Origin of the sequence: Roseinatronobacter monicus (genome assembly GCF_006716865.1) — a bacterium.
GTDB lineage: Bacteria > Pseudomonadota > Alphaproteobacteria > Rhodobacterales > Rhodobacteraceae > Roseinatronobacter > Roseinatronobacter monicus.
This window is the reverse complement of record NZ_VFPT01000001.1, coordinates 2,705,982-2,724,683: the sequence shown is the minus strand read 5'-3', so window position 1 is coordinate 2,724,683 and position 18,702 is coordinate 2,705,982. Positions and strand designations below refer to the sequence as shown.

The window sequence follows — 18,702 nt, the reverse complement described above, 5'->3', positions numbered from 1 at the left end:
TGGTTCCGTACCATCAAATCCGGCTGAGGCTGCAATGGCAAATGCGCCAGATTGTCATCGCCGCATTGGGCGGCGCGCTTCTGGCGGTGGGCGGTGGCTTTCTGGTCTCGGCAGGGTGGCTTATCCTTGCTGAGGAATTTTCTCCGCTGATTGCAAATTTTGCCTGCGGGGCAATTCTATGTGGTCTGGGCCTGATTGTGTTGGCATTTCGCGGGCGCAGAGCGCCAGTAATCCCGACACTGGATCAGCAGTTGCGCGCGCAATCGGCGCGTGGCGAAGGATACCGGCCAAAAGGTGACTTTCCCGCCCTGATGGAAGCGTTCCTGTTTGGCGTCAGCATTTACGCACAGATCAAAAACCGCAAGAAGTGATCGCAAGATCGCTAATTTGAAACGCTGTGTTGCACCTAGCAGCACAGCGTTTTTCATGTGCCCTTGTCCCAAATTCCTGCGGCGGGCCGACCGCGTGTCCACCGTCTACACTAAGGGAAGCGCCATCGTTGCTGCCAGAGCAATGGCCAGCAGCGTTAGGAAAATGGCGAAATAGACGGCAAGTTTGGTGCGCATCTCTCAGACCAACTCAAAAATTTCGTGGTCGATATGGCGGGATTTGACGCCAAGCTTATCCAACTCCCGACGTACGGCCTGCACCATAGGGGCGGGGCCACATAGCAGATGCGGCCAGTTGCGCGTGTCGGCGGGCAAATGCTCGATCAGCGTCTCGCGGTCCACCCTGCCAGTTGCACCATCCCACCCTTCTGGTGGGTTTTCAATGACATGCACCAGCGTCAGGTTCAGATGCCGTTTCATATTGCCCAACTCTTCACGAAAGCTGGCGTCTTCCCAAGTGGCATTGCCATAGATCAGGATGATCGGCCGCGGATCGGAGCGGGCCTCTAAAGCATGTAAATTGGCCAGAATGGGCGTGATCCCGACACCGCCTGCGATCATGACAAGGCCGGGGGCCTTGGCCAGACGGTCAATCGAAAACGCACCGTAAGGGCCGTCCACATAGGCACGTGCGCCGACAGCGGTGTTGGCCAACTCTGCCGAGTGATCCCCTAGCGGTTTCACCGAGAATGTCAAATTTGGCCCTTTTTCCGGTGCCGTCGAGATGGTGAAAGGATGCTCGATCAGCGAATAGGGCGACCGCTCTACCTTGAGCCACGCAAACTGACCGGGTTTCCAGCGGTGCAGGGCGCGGGCCTGTGGCTCCAACTCCAGCGTGTGGACGCCGCCCCGTTCTTGGGTGTTGGCCACAACACGCCACGGATTGCGGGCCGATATCCAAGGGCGGATCAGATGCGTATAAACCAAAATCGCAACAAAGCCGAAGGTCACGCCCAGCCATAGCGCGCGCTTTGCGGGTGTGTCGGTCAGATTGCCCACGCCCAGCACATGTGCAGTGGCGGCGATCATGCCGCACAGCGCCAGCCCCAGATGCAGGCTGCGCCACCACTCGTGACGCAAATGCAGGCGTTTGCGGAACTCGGATGTCACGATCAGCGCCAGAAAACACACCAGCCCGACGCGCCCCGCAGTCAGTTCCCAGCGAGCCTCTAGCGGGTTGAGAACGCCCAGCATGTCTTGGTGAAACACATAGAGCAGCGCAAAATGCGCCAGCATCAACCCGACTGCCCCCCAACTGAGATAGCGATGCGCAAGGTAGACAATATCGGCCCCGAACGGGTGCGTGATCCAGCGCAGGCGGCCTGTCAGCGCGAATTGCAGCGCCGCCATACCAAGCGCGCCAAAGCCTAGTGCCTCGCTTCGGGGTATTTGACAGCTTTGATTTTTTCTGAATCTCTGTGGAGCGTAGCAGCTTTCTGGGGGTGAGATGATGACAAGAGGGTGCAAGCCGAAGTATGTAGTTCGACTGACGACAGAGGAGCGTGAACACCTTGAAGGGATGATCAGAACGGGTCGGCAAGCCGCCTACAGACTGCTGAAGGCGCGGATTTTGCTGAAGGCGGATGTGTCCTCTGATGGCCCGGGATGGGAAGATGCGCGCATTGCCGAGGCATTAGAGACCAGTCTCTCGACTGTTTTCCGCACCCGGCGCCAACTTGTGGAGGAAGGGCTTGAGGCGACTTTAGCGCGCAAAGTTCCAGCGTCGCTTTCACAACCTCGGATCTTCGATGGGCAAGCCGAGGCCAAGCTGATCGCGCTTGCCTGTTCCGAACCACCCGAAGGATATACGCACTGGACACTCAGGTTGTTGGAAAAGCGGGTTGTCGAACTGGGCATTGTTGAGCAGGCCAGTGATACCACAATCCAACGCACGCTTAAAAAAACGCGCTCAAACCGCACCGGAACCGGTACTGGGTAATCCCACCCAAAGCCAACGCTGGTTTCGTGGCGGCCATGGAGAATGTGCTGGACGTCTACACCCGTCCACACGATCAAAACCGTCCGCTGGTTTGTCTGGACGAGACCAGCAAACAATTGACCCGTGAGACCCGCACACCCATTCCCATGCAGCCAGGGCGCGAGGCGCGCCATGACTACGAATATGAACGCGCAGGTGTCGCCAGCCTGTTCATGTTATTCGCTCCTCTGGAGGGCTGGCGCCACGTCGAGATACGCGATCGACGCACTGCCATCGATTATGCCCATATCCTGCGCGATCTGGCTGATCTCCACTTTCCCTATGCCGAAAAGATCGATCTCGTGCAGGATAATCTGAACACCCACAACCCTGCATCGCTGTACGAGGCTTTCCCGCCTGCCCAAGCGCGCCGCATCGCACAACGGTTCGAATGGCACTACACGCCAAAACATGGGTCTTGGCTCAACATCGCTGAATGTGAACTCAGCGTCCTCGCTCGCCAATGTCTGGCCCGGCGCATCCCGGACAAAACTATGCTGAAGGCCGAAGTCGATGCATGGACAACAAATCGCAACTCCCAACGCGCCAAAACCAACTGGCAGTTCACAACTCAAGACGCGCGCACAAAGCTTATCCGGCTTTATCCGCAAATCGAGTGAATCGCAGGACTAGGCCCATGCTGAAATCCCAGATCACACCGCCGGACGGGGTTGGCCCTGTATAGTGCAATACGACAAACGGGGCCGCGATAGCGCCAATACCCAGCAGCAACACTGCTGTTGCATGTATCAGCACTGTGTATTTGCGGTCTGCGGCGGGCTGGTGCGCGCGTGCGCGTTGCGTGGCCGTTCTGGCAGTATCTTCCATCGGGGTATAACGAGTGATGGGGGGCATTGGTTCCACAACTCTGCTCGCGCCGAGCAGCTTAGTCCTTTGTGTCGGGCATTTTCGTGCCGATCTGATAGTCGAACACCAGCTTGCCCCCGTGCCAGCCTGTTACAGCCGTCAGGCCTGCGGCCACGAAAGACAGGATCAGGCCCAAGGGCAGCACCGCCCCTTCATAATCGCCGATGCGGTGCGCCCAGTTGGCCCCCATGATCGACAACAGCATCACAGCAAGAATGAAATGTGTCCAACTGGCCGAGCGGTTGCGAATGCCCCGGACCATCAGCAATTCCACTGTCCCGGTCACGCCCGCAATCACCCCCATAAGGAAAGCGCCGAACGCGGCCCAGCCCGCAGCACGCGCCCAAAATGCGTCGCCCGTCCACCAATACAGCAGATCAGCGCCAAAAACGGACATGGTCAGCGCTATTGGAAAGGCCACCAGCATGGCATGTAGCGGATGACCGGCAAGGGCGATGCGCGACTCGGTTTCATGCAGCGCGCGGTGCTCATCTACGGGGTCGGTCAGTCGGGGGGGAGTGTCTGACATTGGAATGCGCCTTTCGACAAGGTCAATCTGGCGGGCAGGGGCAGGGCAAGCAGGTCAGTCCTTCGGGGCGTCCGGGGGCGGCGGCGTGTCATTCAGGCCAGAGTCACCAAGGCGCAGACGCGTTTCCCAGCCATGACCCTGCGCATCCTGTACGGGGCCACTTTCGAAATCACCGTGAACCTGTAGCGCAAAGGCCGTCATCAATTCCTGACCCAGCCCATAGGTCAAGGCTTCCGTACCCGCGTTGGACAAAGAGTTGCGCACCCGCAATTCGGCATGTCCATCGCGCGCCAGAAAGCTGACCTTCATCTGGGGTGGGGCATTTTTGCGTGGTGGACTTGCATGTTTCACAGCATTCGTCAGCGCCTCGGCAAAGAGAAGGGCACTCGGGATGATCTTGTCCGGCGCCAGAACGACAGGTTCAAAATGTGTCTCGACTTCCAGATCCGTTTGCTCTGACTTCGCAAGCGCCAGGGTTTCGCGCAGGATCGTTTCAAAGAACTCGGTCGCATTTGAATGCGAGATGCGGTTTTGCTCATACAGCTTGCGATGGATAGAGGCCAGCGAGCGCACGCGCGACTGGACACCTTGCAAAATGGCGCGCGCTTCGGGGTCGGTCAGGCGGCGCAGTTGCAAATTAAGTATCGAGGCAATCAGTTGCAGATTGTTTTTTACCCGGTGATGTACTTCTTTCAACAAGACAGTTTTCTCACGCAGGGCGTTTTCGCGCTCGACCTCGTCGCGGCTGATGAGGCGCGCCATTTTGGTGAAGGTTGAATCAATTTCGCGCAGCTCACTTGGGGCTTCGTCGGGCAAGCGTTGAAATTCTGCGCGGTTTCCAAGTGCGAAGCGGCGCAGTTGCGTGTTGATATGGCGCAAGTGACGCGCAACCATATAATGTATTGCAAACATCACCACCGCGACCGAGGCAAGCCACATCAGAAGCGGAAAGCCGATCTGCCAGTAATTGAACTGGCGCAGACTGTGCGACTGATCGGCATTCCAGCTTCCCAGCACGAACAATTGTCCGGGGATAAGCTCCGCCAGTGTAAACAAACGCTCGTTGCCGCCGACGGTCCGGGCCGAGAAAATGCCTTGGCGATCGCTGATAGCGTCGTCCAGAATGTCGGGCTTTGGCAGCAACTCGTCCGCATCCGGGCTGTCAGAGCTGGTCAGGGTCTGCCCCAGATGATTGACAAGATAGGACACGCGGGGCGCATTTTCGCTGTCAGGCGGCGTCGCAATCATATCGAAACTTCTGCGCGAAATCGAAATTGACAAGAATCCAAGCAGCTCGTCTTCCTCGAACACGGGTCTGTTTATCAGCACGACAGGGCGGCCGGTAACCGCCCCTGTGGGTTGAAAACTGAACCATGCGCGCGGGCTTTCGACTGACTGCGCGAAAGATTCGCTGGCGCTGAAATCAACAGGCTCCCCCTCAGACACACAGGCCATCTGCCCCTCGGCATCAATGAAACCCGCAAAGGCGTAAAAGCCCGATTCTGAAATGAAATCTGCCAGAAAGGCAGAACACGCGGTGGTATTGCCCAACCTGTCCACCACAAGCGTGGACAGCGAATCCGACGCGATCATAGCGCTTTCCAGCAAGGCGCGCTGCCCGGTCACCGCGTCCACCGTCCGCGAGATCAACTGCAATTCGGACGCCTCTTTTTGCGTGCGCCACGTATCGAATTCCGAGTAAATCGCAACCGAGCCAAGCGGGGCCAGCGCCAATGTCAGCAGGATCGCCAGACGCGTCGCCAGGCGATTGCTGATCTTGGGCACTGACACTGTTCGCAACTTGATGTTCTTGTCCTCAGAATATTGTTGGTGACGCGGCCATGACCGCTGTCACCGAACTGTCGGTCGAGTCCAGTTGTTCGCCCTTGTCGAGATGCAATATTTCCGCCAATGCCTTACGCCCGCGATTGGCGCGACTTTTGATTGTCCCGGGCGCGCAACCACAGGTTTCTGCCGCTTCCTCAATCGAGAAGCCCAATGCACCGACCAGCAACAGCGCTTCGCGCTGCTCGACCGGCAGGGTCTTGAGCGCTTCGTTCAATTCCTGAAGCGCCAGACGTCCGTCATGGTCGGGTTTCGAGGCCAGTTTTGCAGCGAAACTGCCCGAACTGTCGGACACTTCTTTGGCCCGCTTGCGCTGCTGCGACAAAAAGGTGTTGCGCAAAATGGTGAACAACCACGCGCGCAGGTTCGTGCCCTCATGGAACTGGTCGAATTTGCTCCATGCCTTAAGCACTGTATCCTGCACAAGATCATCTGCGCTGGTTACGTTTCCTGTAAGGCCGCGCGCGAATGCGCGCAGCGCAGGCAAATACGTGACGATTTCGTCACGTGGATCAGCAGGCGTTTGCGCCTTTGTTTGCGTTGTCATTCGTCACCTGACTTTTCCTGAGCGTCTTTCTCTCGAAGCGCATTCAGCAGTTCAGTCAGGCTGGGGGGTAAATCTTCGGACGTCGCATCGGAATAAAGCCGTTTGAGGTTCTCATCAATTTGTTGCGCCACTGCTGGCGCAATTCCGTTAGACTCGTTATCGTCCGTTCCACTCATTGTTGTCATTTCGCCGTAGGCTCCAACTTCTTCAACCTGACATGATCTCGCTTGATACGCAAGATGGCGGCCGAGCCGCATTCAGGAACCAAACGCCAGCTATTGCGTTGGGTTCCATGAAACGAAAAAAATTCGTTCGCACGAAGAGTCAGAATATTCTGATTGTCACAGAAAGATGGTACTATTGCATGCACACACCCTTGGGAGAGAATATGTCGACATCGTTGCAGATCGCAAAAGAGCTGCCCTACCTGCGCCGCTACGCGCGCGCGCTCACCGGGTCTCAGAGCCCGATTTAAAAGTAGTTGAGTGAGTTCAGCAGGTTGTGATTCTATTCGGTTGTGAAGCTGAACGGAGACCCCAATGGCCTGGACCGAACTCACCCGTCGCCAACATGACCGAAAAGGCGGCAGATACGCAAGCGATATGACTGACGCAGAATGGTCGTTGATAGCGCCTTTGATGCCGCCACCCAAGACAACCGGCAGACCACGCACGACAGATTTGCGCGACATCTTCGACGCGATCCTCTACATCGCAACGACCGGATGCCAGTGGCGCATGTTGCCCCACGACTTTCCGCCGGTGTCGACGGTGCGGGGTTATTTCTACACGTGGCGTGATAACGGCTTGCTTGAGGAGATGAACCGCCAGCTGGTTGAAGCCGCGCGATTGGCCGAGGGCCGTAAAGCCCAGCCAACAGCCGGGGTCATCGATAGCCAGAGCGTAAAAACCACTGAAAGTGGAGGGGTTAGCGGCTATGATGCAGGCAAAAGGATCAAGGGCCGCAAGCGCCACATCGTAACCGACACGGTAGGATTACTGCTGAGCCTGGTGGTCCATAGCGCCGGAATTCAGGACCGGGATGGTGCGCCGGATGTGTTGAAAGCTATCGTCGCACGCTACCCGTCATTGCGGCACGTATTCGCTGACGGCGGGTATGCAGGGCCCAAGCTACGGGATGCGCTAAAAGCCCTCGGCCGATGGACCGTCCAGATCGTCAAGCGCTCCGACACCGCGGAGGGCTTTGAAGTGCTGCCACGACGGTGGGTCGTCGAGCGCACCTTTGCTTGGCTGAACCGATGTCGGCGCCTGTCGAAAGACTGGGAGAAATCCATCGCAAGCGCAGAAGCTTGGATCCTCATCGCACACATTAGACGCGTAACGCGGCATCTCGCAAGAAACTGAAATACAACGAAGAGTTTTGAATCCGACTCTCAGCAGTCCGGTGACAGTTATGCCGCCGCGACGCTAGAGGCGATCTTGCAAGATCGAAGCTTGCTGAACGATGCCCTTTCACCAAAGCTGGCATTGTTTCAGGCGTTTCATTCGGTTTGGCAGACAACGGGGGCGCCTGTCGGTGTCGACCCGGTCGAGGGCATTGAAGCGCGCGCGCAAAGTTTGCTGGCAGATCTGACACCGAACACGCGCGAGGCGCTTTTGCTGCGGTCGCTGGAAGAATTTTCATATGACCAGATTGCCCGGATCATTCAGGTGCCCGAAGCCGAGGCACAGGAACTGATCGCCATCGCATATCATGAAATGTCGAAATCGGTGCAGGGTCGCATCCAGATCATTGAGGACGAACCTCTGATCGCGCTGGATGTCAAAAGCATTGCCACCGATATGGGGCACGAGGTCACGGGCATTGCGCGCACGCACAAAGAGGCCGTTGCCTTGGGCAAGCGCGAACGCCCCGACCTGATTCTGGCCGACATTCACCTTGCCGACGATTCCTCCGGGGTTGAGGCCGTGACCGAGTTGCTGACGGAATACCCCGAGATTCCGGTGATCTTCATCACCGCCTACCCTGAGCGTTTGCTGACAGGTGACAAGCCAGAGCCGGCCTTCCTGATCACCAAGCCCTTTGAGGAAGAGCAGGTGCGCTCTGCGGTATCGCAGGCCATGTTCTTTGCATCGACACAAACGCTAAAGGCCTGATTGCCCGCATAGCGACGACCAAGACCCGGCCCAGCCGGGTCTTTTTTTATTTCGATCACAAATCATGTGCATTCACTTGCAAAACGGAACCGAGCTATGCGCCGTTCGTTCTCTTTCTAATGGTCGCATTTGCGACGCTGAATGAAAGGAAACACAATGCTAGGCTGGGCTCTTACTTTTCTGATCGTTGTTCTTGTTGCTGCGGCACTTGGATTTTCAGGTATCGCGGGTGCAGCATCATCGATTGCACAGATCCTCTTTGTCATATTCCTTGTGCTGTTTGTTGTTGCGCTGATCGCGCGTGCAGTACGAGGGCAACCCCCATTGTGACAAGGCTACAAAAGCCGGTTCATCAGAATCGGCTTTTGCCCTTGGTCACGGAAAGGCAGTTTCATGGACCCCAAGGATATCAAACATCTGAACCCGAAACTGGCGCCCGGCGCGTCTGATCCGATCGAGACCGTGCCGGAACCAGAACTGCACCCCGGCGATGACCCGCTCGACAAGATCGCCGAGGTGCACACCCGCGTGCTCGACACGATCGCAGGATTTGAGAAACTGTCCGAAAAGGCAGAACCCGAATTCAAGCCAGTGGCCGATGCCTTCCTGACAACGCATCAGAAACACGAAGCGGAACTGGCAGGCTATCTGCGCAAGATGGGGCGTGACCCCAATGACGACGGGTCGTTTTTCGGCGCAGTGAACAGCTCGCTCATCGAAATCCGGTCGTGGTTTGAAGACGTGACCGCGGATGTCATGGATCGCGTCAAAGAAGGGGAAAAGCACGTCTTTGAAGCATATGAGCAAGCGCGCGACACCGGCCAGACGATAGAGGCAAATGCGATGCTGTCCTATCACATGGAACAGTTAAACGCGCTGCTGCGCGCGCACGCTGTCTGAAAGCAGGGGCGGTGTGACCCGCCCCGCCAATATTACTGGCCGCGTTCTGCCAGCCATGCGCGCATCCAGTCGATTTCCTCGTTCTGGGCGGCGATTATCTCGCGGGCAAGATTGGCAACTTCGGGATCAGTGCCATGTTCCAGAACAATCTCGGCCATCACGACCGCACCCTCATGATGCGGGATCATCCCTAGGATGAAATCGGCATCCGCATCGCCTGTAAACTCGATCATCATGTCGGCATGCATGGCGTCATTCGCATCCATATAGGCGCGGGTCGAGGCGGGCAGGTCGGAGCGGTCGCTGCTATGGTCTGCATGGTCGCCATGCCCACCATGATCGCCGTGATTCATATGCCCGTGGTTTGATGCAATGGCATAGCCACCTGCACCCACTGCGGCGGCAAAAACAAGGCTGGCGGCAAGATTAACGGGTTTCATCAAATTCTCCTGCTGTGATGTCTGAGGTCTGTTAGCGCGCTCCAGTAACTGGAAGGAAAGTCACGAGCGCGTGATGGTTTTGTCGCGCGAAAGGGTGCCAGCAATGCCCAAGGTGGACGCGCAAGTTGGTCAATCAAATTAAAACATGCATATACTTGAATTACATATTGCGATATGCGATTATGAAGAGAATCTATATTGGAGTATTTGCTATGACAGTCGATCGTGCAGTTCTTGCTTTTGCGGGCGTAATGGTTCTGATCAGCGTGTTGCTGACCGCCTTTGTCTCGCCCATGTTCATCTGGTTCACAGTGCTGATTGCGCTGAACATGTTTCAATCGGCGTTCACGGGCTTTTGCCCTGCCGCGATGGTGTTCCGCAAACTGGGCCTGAAGGGCAGCACCACCGCCCGCGCGTAAGCTCGGAAGATTTGCGCACCCATCTGATCTGAAAAAGCGCAAGGCCCGCGGCCTTGCGCTTTATATTTTGCGGCGCCCAGCGCGGCGTTCAGACCGCTTTCTTCAGCGCCTCGATCAGATCGGTGCGCTCCCATGAAAAGCCGCCATCCGATTCCGGTGCGCGCCCGAAATGGCCATAGGCCGCTGTGCGTGCATAGATGGGCCGGTTCAGGCCCAGATGTTCACGAATACCGCGCGGTGTCAGGTCCATGACCTTTGCCACGGCGCGCTCGATAGCTTCGTCATCGACCAACCCTGTGCCATGCGTATCCACATAGATGGACAGCGGCCTTGCAACACCAATCGCATAGGAAATCTGCAAGGTGCAGCGTTTGGCCATGCCTGCGGCCACCACATTCTTGGCCAGATAGCGCGCAGCATATGCGGCAGAGCGGTCCACCTTGGTCGGGTCTTTGCCCGAGAATGCACCGCCCCCATGCGGGGCAGACCCGCCATAGGTGTCAACAATGATCTTGCGCCCCGTCAGACCGGCATCCCCATCCGGGCCACCAATCACAAAGGTGCCTGTCGGGTTGACCCACCATTCGGTTTTCTCGGTCAGCCAGTCGGCGGGCAGCACTTCGCGGATATAGGGTTCGACAATCGCGCGAATGTCATCGGGTTTCTGGTCGGCGCTTGCGTGCTGGGTTGACAGGACCAGCTGCGTGACCTCGACCGGGCGCCCCCCCTCATAGCGCAGCGACAACTGCGTTTTGGCATCGGGGCGCAAGGTCGGCTCTACGCCGGATTTGCGCACTTCCGCCAACCGCTTGAGGATCTGATGCGCATATTGAATGGGGGCGGGCATCAATTCAGGTGTCTCATCCACGGCATAGCCGAACATGATCCCCTGATCGCCCGCGCCATCCTGTGACACGCCCTGCCAGATATGGGCCGATTGCTCATGCAGGAAATTCAGCACATGGCAGGTGTTCCAGTGGAACTTGTCCTGTTCATAGCCGATATCCTTGATGCAATCGCGCGCGATCTGCGGGATGCGCCCCATGTAATCTTTCAGCCGCTCGGGGTCGGACAGGCCCACTTCGCCACCGATCACCACCAGCGAGGATGTGGCGAAGGTTTCGCACGCGACGCGCGCGGTTTCTTCTTCGGCGAGTAGTGCATCCAGTACCGCATCCGAGATGCGGTCACAAACCTTGTCGGGGTGCCCCTCGGACACAGATTCCGAGGTGAAAATGTAATTGTCTCTTGCCATGGTCATCCGCCTGCTGGTGCCGCCGTGGCTTTTGGATCGCCGCGGCCAGCCTGTCATATGGTCATTGTCAGTTATGGCCCATAGCAAGAAGCGTCAGGGGCCACAACTCTCAGCAGGGAAGCAACCTAGGACGGTTGTGCATCAAGCCCACGCAAGAATTCAAGTAATTCCGGGCCGAGCCCCTCGACGATCAGGGCCACACCTTCGGCATTGGGGTGGATGTGATCGTCCTGCATCAGATCGGCAAAGCTGACACCTTCATCCGCCTTGTCGGTCATGGGCTGCATGAAATTGGGGTAAAGCGGCACGTCATACATGCCCGCAAGGTCAACATACATGCGCTCGAATGCCAGTTGAAATTCAGGCCCGTAATTGCCCGGCGCAGGCAGGCCAGCCAATATGGCAGGGATGCCCTCGCGCTCCAGCCGCGCCAAAATACCGCTCAGGTTTTCCTTGCTCGAGGCAGGGTTCAGACCGCGCAACAGGTCATTGCCACCCAGCGCGATCAACATCGCGTCAACAGGTTCGTCCAGCGTCCAGTCCATCCGCGCCAGCCCGCCCGCTGTGGTATCACCAGACACACCGGCATTGATGACCTCAACCTCAACCCCCTGCGCATCCAGCCAGGCTTGCAATTGCGGCACAAACCCCTCATCGGTTGGCAGGCCGTAGCCTTGGGTCAGGCTGTCGCCCAAGGCGACAAGCCGGATGGGCGTTTCCGCAGCAGTGGCGACGGAGCTGCCCGCCACAAGCGTGAAAGACATGATTGCCGCAGCGCAGCAGTTGCCGAATGAGGACGCAACCCCATATGCAGGTGAATGGTTTTTTAAAAGGAAAGTCTGGATGAAGGACATGGTACTCTCGTTCAGGGATGTGGACTTGACCTTGCAGGGAAATGCGGGGCCAGTGAACATATTGCGGTCAATCACTCTGGATGTCACGCGCGGCGAAACCGTGGGTTTGATCGGGCCATCTGGGTCGGGCAAATCATCACTCCTCATGCTCATGGGCGGGTTGGAGCGTGCAACATCCGGGGCAGTGTCGGCGCTTGGCCATGATCTGACTGCCCTTGGCGAAGATGCGCTTGCCCGGTTCCGCAGGGAACATATGGGTGTGGTGTTCCAGTCTTTCCACCTGATTCCGACAATGACCGCGCTCGAGAACGTTGCGACCCCGCTGGAACTGGCAGGCCGGCGCGATGCGTTTGACCGCGCCGAGGAAGAATTGCGCGCGGTCGGCCTTGGCCACCGGCTGGACCATTACCCCGCCCAGTTGTCGGGCGGCGAGCAGCAGCGCGTGGCCCTTGCCCGCGCCGCAGCACCGCGCCCTGATATTTTGCTGGCCGATGAACCGACCGGCAATCTGGACGGCCCCAATGGCGAGGCGATCATGGACCTTCTGTTCGGCCTGCGCGACCGCCACGGTGCAACCTTGGTGCTGGTGACCCATGCGCCTGAACTGGCCGCGCGGTGCGACCGGGTCATCACGCTGGCCGATGGCCGGATATCAGGTGTCGAGACACACCGCAAAGAGGCCGCTGAATGATCTCTGTCGCATGGAAGATCGCACGCCGCGAATTGCGCGGCGGCTTGCGCGGGTTCTGGGTGTTTCTGGCCTGTCTGGCCTTGGGCGTCGGGGCCATCGCGGCGGTCGGGTCCGTGCGCGGGGCGATTGATGACGGGCTGGCGCGCGAAGGGGCGACACTTTTGGGCGGGGACGCCGAATTGCGCATGACCTACCGCTTCGCCACCCCGGAGGAACGCGACTGGCTGGACGGTTTCGCCGCGCAAGTCTCGGAAATCGTCGATTTCCGGTCCATGGCCGTGACCGGCACAGGCGACACAGCCGAACGTTCGGTCACGCAGGTCAAGGGCGTAGATGCGGCCTATCCGCTGGTGGGCAGCATCGGGCTTGACCCGCCCATTCCGCTGGAACAGGCGTTGGAGGTGCAAGACGGTCTGCCCGGCGGCGTGATGGAGCGCATCTTGGCCGAGCGCTTGGGGCTGGAGATGGGCGATACATTCCGCCTTGGCGTTCAGGAATTCACCTTGCGCGCCCACATCACCCGCGAACCCGACGGGCTGGGTGCAAATTTCGGCTTTGGCCCGCGCACGCTGGTGCGCAGCGACGCGTTGGAGAGTGCCGAATTGCTGGGGCCGGGCACGCTATACGAAGTGAACTACCGCCTGCTTTTGCCCGACCTGTCGCTGGATCAGGCGCGCGGCATCGTCACCACGCAGTTTGACGGCGCAGGCGTGCGCTGGCGCGACAGCCGCAACGCAGCCCCCCAAATCCGCAATGTGATTGACCGCGTGTCGTCTTTCCTTGTGCTGGTTGGCCTTGCGGGGCTTGCTGTGGGCGGGGTCGGTGTGTCTGCCGCTGTGCGCACCTATCTCGATGGCAAGACCAATGTGATTGCCACACTCAAGACCCTTGGTGCCGAAAGCCGCACGATCTTTGCCGTGTACCTGATGCAGATCGGCGTGCTGACGGTCATCGGCCTTGCGCTGGGGCTGGCGCTGGGGGCAGTGGTGCCCTTTGCCGTGGCCCCCTTGGTGGTTGATCAGATTCCGGTGGATCTTGAAATCACCGTGCAATCGCGCGCGCTGATCGAGGCTGCACTTTATGGCGCACTGACAGCGCTTATCTTCACCCTCTGGCCGCTGGCACGCACTGAACATGTGCGCGCCGCGACCATCTTTCGCGGTGTCGCTGAATCGTCCAAGGGCTGGCCGCGCTGGCCCTATCTGCTGGTCACGCTGGCGCTGGTTGTGGGGCTGGTGCTGGTCGCTGCGGCCTTCGCGGCTGTCCCGTATCTGGCCTATGCCACGGCGGGCGGGGTGATCGGGGCGCTGGCGGTCTTGTCGCTGGCCGCCCTTGGTGTGCGGTTTCTGGCCCGCAGGCTGGCGCGGGCGCGCGCGCTGCGCGGGCGCACCGCGCTGCGCATGGCGATGGGGGCGATTGGCAATCCGCGCGAAGGGGCGACCGCTGTGATCCTGTCCTTGGGTCTTGGCCTGACCGTGCTGGCGGCTGTCGGCCAGATTGACAGCAACCTGCGCCGCGCCATCACGATGGATTTGCCCGACCGCGCGCCCAGCTATTTCTTCCTCGATATCCAGAACACCCAGATTGACGGGTTTCTGGAGCGGCTGGGCGAGGATGAAAATGTCGACCGCGTGGAAACAGCCCCCATGCTGCGCGGCGTGGTGTCTGAGATAAACGGCATTCCTTCGCGTGAGCATCCCAATGCCGGGCATTGGGTGCTGCGCGGGGATCGTGGCATCAGCTATTCCGCGACCATCCCAGACGGCACGCGCCTGATTGCAGGCGACTGGTGGGCGGAGGATTATTCCGGCCCGCCGCTGGTCAGTTTCGGGGCAGAGCAAGCCGCCGATCTGGGGCTTGGCGTGGGCGATAATGTCACCGTCAATATACTGGGCCGCAACATCACCGCCGAGATTGCCAATCTGCGCGAGGTTGATTTCTCGACCGGGGGCATTGGCTTTGTCATGGTAATGTCGCCCGAACCGATGCGCTCCGCGCCGCATACCCACATCGCCACCGTCTACGCGCTGGAAGCGGCTGAGGGCGCGATCCTGCGCGATCTGTCCAACATGTTCCCCAATATCACCGCCATTCGTGTGCGCGAAGCGGCGGAACGCGTGACCGAAGCCCTGTCCACTATGGCGACCGCCACCAGCTATGCCGCCCTTGCCACGCTTCTGACCGGCTTTGTTGTGCTGATCGGTGCGGCAGCGGCAGGCGAGCGTGCGCGGGTCTATGAGGCGGCCGTGATGAAAACGCTGGGGGCGTCACGCGCGGGCATTCTGGCCAGTTTCGCGCTGCGCTCTGTCCTGATGGGGGCGGCGGCAGGGCTTGTAGCGCTGGCGGCAGCGGCGCTGGCATCCTGGGCCGTCATGCGCTTTGTGATGGAGTCGAGTTACCAGTTCGAGCCTGTCTCGGCGATTGCCATTGTCGTGGGGGGTATCTTGGCCACGCTGCTGGCCGGACTGGCCTTTGCGCTGCGCCCGCTGGCCGTGCGCCCCGCGCAGACATTGCGCGCGCAGGATTGACCTTTTGACCTGCCGCGGCCATGGCTGCGGCAGGGGGTGCCCATGAATTTTGTTCTGAACACATTGCAACATCTGCAAACCGCGCGCTTCGATACAGTCATCGACGCGCGCGCCCCTGCCGAATTTGCCGAAGATCATCTGCCGGGGGCTATCAACCTGCCGGTTTTGGATGATGACGAGCGCGCCCGCGTAGGCACCATCTACAAACAGGACAGCCCCTTTACCGCGCGCAAACTGGGTGCAGCACTGGTGGCGCAGAATGCCGCGCACCACCTGCTGGGCGCATTGGCGGACAAACCCGGCGACTGGCAACCGCTTTTGTATTGCTGGCGCGGTGGGCAGCGGTCAGGCTCTTTTGCGACGATCCTGCGCCAGATCGGCTGGCGCGCGGAAGTGCTGGAGGGTGGGTATAAAAGCTACCGCAAACTGGTGCAAACGCTGCTCTATGACGGCACGTTTCCGGCCCCGATCCTGCTGATTGATGGCGGCACAGGCAGCGCCAAAACCGAAATCCTTGCACGTGTTGCCGCGCGGGGCGGGCAGGTGATTGATCTCGAAGGGCTGGCCGTGCATCGCGGGTCGCTGTTTGGCGGGCTGACGCCGCAACCCTCGCAAAAAATGTTCGAGACGCATCTGGCGCAGGCGATCTGCGCGCTGGACCCCACCCGCCCGGTCCTGATTGAGGCAGAGTCCAACCGCATCGGCGATATCCGCCTGCCGCCCGCGCTGTGGCGCGCCATGCAAGCGGCCCCGCGTGTGCAAATCGACGCGCCGGTGGCCGCGCGTGCGGCCTATTCTCTGCGCGCCTATAGCGAGTTTGCCGAACAGCCTGACAAGCTGGGTGCGGTGATTGAGGGCTTGCGCCCCTATCAGCCCGCCGCCCAGATAGAGGCATGGCGCGCGCTGGCCGCAACTGGTGATTTCGCAACATTGGCCGAAAGCCTGATTGCCGCGCATTACGACCCAAGCTATCAGCGTATGCGCAAGGGGCAGCAGGCTGTCTTGCGCATCGCGCTGGACGATTTATCGGAAAAGTCACAGGAAATCGCAGCAGACCGCGTTTTTCAACAGATGATTCATCGGGAATCTGAAAGCGCCACATTCGCTGGCCCGCTCACTCCGCGATAATTTGCAGCCCGTTCTGGCCTGTGACCTCCCCGACAATGGCAGCAGTGAAACCCATCTCTTGCAGTTTTGCGACAATCGCTACTGCTTGCGCGGGGGCAACAGCGGCCAGCAAACCGCCTGCCGTCTGCGGGTCCACCAGCAATGCCGCGCGCGCTGTATCGGGCGCGTCCAACACCCCCGCGAGTGCCGCGCGATTGTCTGCGGCGATGCTGGAATAATACCCCGCCGCGACCAGCGCTTCGGCTCCGTCCAGCACCGGCAGCGCGCCAAGGTCCAGCCGCGCTGACAAGCCGTCCTGCGCCAGCATTTCCGCCAGATGCCCGGCCAGCCCAAAACCCGTTACATCGGTCATCGCATGTGCCACAGGGGCCAGCAACTCTGCCGCGCGGCCCTGTGATTGCACCATCGCATGCAATGCCCCTGCGACCGCCCCACCCGGTGCGGCCCACTGCATTTCAGCGGCCATGATGACCCCTGTCCCCAAGGGTTTGGTCAGGATCAGCACATCGCCGGGCTGCGCGCCGGCTTTGGTGGTGGCAGCCCCGTCAAGCAGGCCAGTGACAGTAAAGCCCAACTGCATTTCGGCCCCCATCGCGCTATGCCCGCCGACCAGCGCCACGCCTGCCGGTTCCAGTACCGATTGTGCGCCTGCCATCACCTCGCGCAGGGTGCGGGTCTGCAATTCGGGGGCCATGCGCGGCAAGGTCACTTGCGCCAGTGCGGCTTGCGGGCGCGCACCCATTGCCCATATGTCACCCAGCGCATGGGTGGCGGCAATGCGGGCCATCATCCATGGGTCATCTGTCAATGCGCGCAGATGGTCGGTTGCGATCACCTGCCGCATATCACCCATACGCAAGATCGCGGCGTCATCCCCGATCCCGGCCTCAACATCGGCGCGCGTCACATCCGGCAAGGCGGTGCGCAGGGTTTGCGCCCCCATCTTGGCCCCGCACCCGCCGCATAGGGGTTTGTCGCCCAGCATCTCTGCCAGCCCATCGGCATATGCAGGCGGCAGCGCAGGCGGCATGGGGCGCGGGTCGCGGAACTGGCCCATGAATTTGGCGTCGATCCGGTCTTTCAGCCCCCAAAGCCAGCGCCCTTCCAGCGGCAGTGACCATTTGTCAGCCAGCGCGGTCTTGTCGCCCAGCGATACCAGTTTCAGATAATCGCGCTGCGGCTTGTAGGCGCGCAGCCGCCCGACCCCGAGGGCCGCGCGCAGATTGTCGAACAGATAGGGCGCTTGGCGCACAGCATAGACCCCCGCTTTCGCGCGTGGGGCATGGGCCATATGCGCGCAATCGCCGACCGCAAAGATGGCAGGGTCGGTGACAGAGCGCAGATAAGGGTCCACTGTGACAAACCCGTCTGCCAACTCCAGCCCTGTATCTTGCAACCAGTCTTGCGGGCGCGAGCCTGCCGCCCCCAGCACCAGACTGGCCGCGATCTGCGTGCCATCGGCCAAAGTCACGCCCTGCGGGGTTACGTCCGTGACCTTGGCCTGCTCAACGATTGTGACCGAAAACCGCTCCAGATGGCCGATAAGCCGCTTGCGCGCCTGTGCGCCGATATTGGGCAACAGCGCGCCAGATTGTAGGATGGTGATCTGTGGCGCGTGCGGTTGCAGCCGGTAAGCCATCGCCAGCGCCAGCTCCACCCCCGCGACACCGCCGCCGATCACGGCGATACGTGCGGCCACCGCCCCCGTCTTCAGCCTTGCGCACCAGTCTTGCCATTGCTGCGCATAGCGCCCCAGTGGTTTTGCTGAAACCGCATGATCGCCATAGCCGGGTATCATCGGCAGATCAGATGTGATGCCTATGTCAATTGCAGCCAGATCATAGGCAATGGGGGGGCGGCCCTGCACATGCACCAGCTTTTCAGCGCGGTCTAATCCACTGGCCTTGCCCATCACCAGCCGCGCGCCTGCGCGCCGTGCAAGGCGCACAAGGTCTATATCCAACTCTTCGCGCCTGTAATGCCCTGCAATAAAGCCGGGCAACATGCCGGTATAGGGCGCAACCGGGTCGGGGTTTATCACGGTGACACGCACGCCGGGCAGGGGGTGCATGGCCCAGCGATGCAACACCAGCGCATGCGTGTGCCCGCCACCGATCAACACCAGATCGCGGGTCAGGGGCAGGGGCATATGCATCAGATGGCTCCGGTTGAGGGGTGTGGGCTGCTTAGCGCAGCTTCCCCCCAAAGACGAGGG

Annotated in this window: 20 protein-coding genes and 1 pseudogene; 11 read left to right on the top strand and 10 right to left on the bottom strand. The window is 59.9% G+C overall.

From position 1 onward, the window contains the following. The first annotated feature begins 41 nt into the window (after positions 1 to 41). Complete coding sequence (locus BD293_RS12990; protein ID WP_142082395.1) at positions 42 to 371, top strand: hypothetical protein; 330 nt, start codon at positions 42 to 44, stop codon at positions 369 to 371. Between the two features lie 198 nt (positions 372 to 569). Here BD293_RS12990 and BD293_RS12985 read toward each other — a convergent pair whose 3' ends face one another. Continuing rightward, complete coding sequence (locus BD293_RS12985) at positions 570 to 1,856, bottom strand: ferredoxin reductase family protein (protein WP_281286664.1); 1,287 nt, start codon at positions 1,854 to 1,856, stop codon at positions 570 to 572. Here BD293_RS12985 and BD293_RS12980 point away from each other — a divergent pair. Next, a protein-coding gene (locus BD293_RS12980) for an IS630 family transposase (RefSeq protein ID WP_142084307.1) occupies positions 1,840 to 2,987 on the top strand; the annotation gives its coding sequence in 2 pieces (ribosomal slippage) (positions 1,840 to 2,287 and positions 2,287 to 2,987; 1,149 coding nt in all). The genes BD293_RS12985 and BD293_RS12980 overlap by 17 nt on opposite strands. Here BD293_RS12980 and BD293_RS12975 read toward each other — a convergent pair. From BD293_RS12975 to BD293_RS12955, 5 genes are read right to left on the bottom strand one after another with little or no spacing between them, the layout of a single operon-like run. Next, positions 2,959 to 3,222, bottom strand: a complete 264-nt coding sequence (locus BD293_RS12975; protein WP_142082392.1) for a hypothetical protein — start codon at positions 3,220 to 3,222, stop codon at positions 2,959 to 2,961. The two genes, BD293_RS12980 and BD293_RS12975, sit on opposite strands and share 29 nt — an antisense overlap. Positions 3,223 to 3,253: 31 nt before the next feature. After that, complete coding sequence (locus tag BD293_RS12970; protein WP_142082390.1) at positions 3,254 to 3,763, bottom strand: DUF2231 domain-containing protein; 510 nt, start codon at positions 3,761 to 3,763, stop codon at positions 3,254 to 3,256. 54 nt (positions 3,764 to 3,817) lie between these two features. Further along, entirely contained in the window at positions 3,818 to 5,554 is a 1,737-nt protein-coding gene (locus tag BD293_RS12965) for a sensor histidine kinase (protein WP_246086369.1), read from the bottom strand. Positions 5,555 to 5,579: 25 nt separating this feature from the next. Then, positions 5,580 to 6,155 (bottom strand): RNA polymerase sigma factor, encoded by a 576-nt coding sequence (locus BD293_RS12960; protein WP_142082387.1) that lies wholly within the window; start codon positions 6,153 to 6,155, stop codon positions 5,580 to 5,582. Continuing rightward, positions 6,152 to 6,331, bottom strand: coding sequence for a NepR family anti-sigma factor (locus BD293_RS12955; protein ID WP_142082386.1), 180 nt, complete (start codon positions 6,329 to 6,331; stop codon positions 6,152 to 6,154). Before BD293_RS12955 ends, BD293_RS12960 begins: the two co-directional genes overlap by 4 nt. Positions 6,332 to 6,372: 41 nt before the next feature. Here BD293_RS12955 and BD293_RS23550 point away from each other — a divergent pair, with 41 nt between their 5' ends. From BD293_RS23550 to BD293_RS12930, 5 genes and pseudogenes are all read left to right on the top strand, one after another. Next, complete coding sequence (locus BD293_RS23550; RefSeq protein ID WP_142082384.1) at positions 6,373 to 6,630, top strand: hypothetical protein; 258 nt, start codon at positions 6,373 to 6,375, stop codon at positions 6,628 to 6,630. Between the two features lie 64 nt (positions 6,631 to 6,694). Beyond that, positions 6,695 to 7,519 (top strand): IS5 family transposase, encoded by an 825-nt coding sequence (locus tag BD293_RS12945; protein WP_142079963.1) that lies wholly within the window; start codon positions 6,695 to 6,697, stop codon positions 7,517 to 7,519. Positions 7,520 to 7,546: 27 nt separating this feature from the next. Continuing rightward, positions 7,547 to 8,272, top strand: a pseudogene (locus tag BD293_RS12940) (response regulator); the annotation flags it as partial. 156 nt (positions 8,273 to 8,428) lie between these two features. Beyond that, the gene (locus BD293_RS12935) at positions 8,429 to 8,602 is read left to right on the top strand and encodes a DUF1328 domain-containing protein (protein ID WP_142084574.1); all 174 of its coding nucleotides are present in this window, start codon (positions 8,429 to 8,431) and stop codon (positions 8,600 to 8,602) included. A 63-nt stretch (positions 8,603 to 8,665) separates the two neighbouring features. Further along, positions 8,666 to 9,172 (top strand): DUF2383 domain-containing protein, encoded by a 507-nt coding sequence (locus BD293_RS12930; protein ID WP_142082379.1) that lies wholly within the window; start codon positions 8,666 to 8,668, stop codon positions 9,170 to 9,172. Positions 9,173 to 9,204: 32 nt separating this feature from the next. Here the strand turns inward: BD293_RS12930 and copM are convergent, their stop codons facing one another. Next, positions 9,205 to 9,612 (bottom strand): CopM family metallochaperone, encoded by a 408-nt coding sequence (gene copM, locus BD293_RS12925; protein WP_170207134.1) that lies wholly within the window; start codon positions 9,610 to 9,612, stop codon positions 9,205 to 9,207. A gap of 212 nt (positions 9,613 to 9,824) precedes the next feature. On the opposite strand from copM, the gene BD293_RS12920 reads away from it, so the two are divergent. Next, positions 9,825 to 10,031, top strand: coding sequence for a YgaP family membrane protein (locus BD293_RS12920; protein ID WP_142082377.1), 207 nt, complete (start codon positions 9,825 to 9,827; stop codon positions 10,029 to 10,031). A gap of 88 nt (positions 10,032 to 10,119) precedes the next feature. On the opposite strand, the gene metK is transcribed toward BD293_RS12920, so the two are convergent. Then, positions 10,120 to 11,286 (bottom strand): methionine adenosyltransferase, encoded by a 1,167-nt coding sequence (metK, locus tag BD293_RS12915; RefSeq protein WP_142082374.1) that lies wholly within the window; start codon positions 11,284 to 11,286, stop codon positions 10,120 to 10,122. Between the two features lie 125 nt (positions 11,287 to 11,411). Then, the gene (locus BD293_RS12910; RefSeq protein WP_142082371.1) at positions 11,412 to 12,050 is read right to left on the bottom strand and encodes an arylesterase; all 639 of its coding nucleotides are present in this window, start codon (positions 12,048 to 12,050) and stop codon (positions 11,412 to 11,414) included. A gap of 79 nt (positions 12,051 to 12,129) precedes the next feature. Between BD293_RS12910 and BD293_RS12905 the strand changes: the two genes are divergently transcribed. Genes BD293_RS12905 through mnmH form a run of 3 tightly spaced genes read left to right on the top strand, consistent with a single transcriptional unit; the run spans position 12,130 to position 16,487 of the window. Beyond that, positions 12,130 to 12,831 carry an ABC transporter ATP-binding protein gene (locus BD293_RS12905; RefSeq protein WP_142082369.1) on the top strand — a complete coding sequence of 234 codons (702 nt, stop codon included), beginning with the start codon at positions 12,130 to 12,132 and terminating at the stop codon, positions 12,829 to 12,831. Further along, the gene (locus BD293_RS12900) at positions 12,831 to 15,359 is read left to right on the top strand and encodes an ABC transporter permease (RefSeq protein WP_142084570.1); all 2,529 of its coding nucleotides are present in this window, start codon (positions 12,831 to 12,833) and stop codon (positions 15,357 to 15,359) included. Before BD293_RS12905 ends, BD293_RS12900 begins: the two co-directional genes overlap by 1 nt. A gap of 42 nt (positions 15,360 to 15,401) precedes the next feature. Continuing rightward, positions 15,402 to 16,487 carry a tRNA 2-selenouridine(34) synthase MnmH gene (mnmH, locus tag BD293_RS12895; RefSeq protein WP_142082366.1) on the top strand — a complete coding sequence of 362 codons (1,086 nt, stop codon included), beginning with the start codon at positions 15,402 to 15,404 and terminating at the stop codon, positions 16,485 to 16,487. Here the strand turns inward: mnmH and selD are convergent. Next, entirely contained in the window at positions 16,474 to 18,642 is a 2,169-nt protein-coding gene (selD, locus tag BD293_RS12890) for a selenide, water dikinase SelD (RefSeq protein WP_211841025.1), read from the bottom strand. The genes mnmH and selD overlap by 14 nt on opposite strands. Between the last annotated feature and the right edge of the window lie 60 nt (positions 18,643 to 18,702).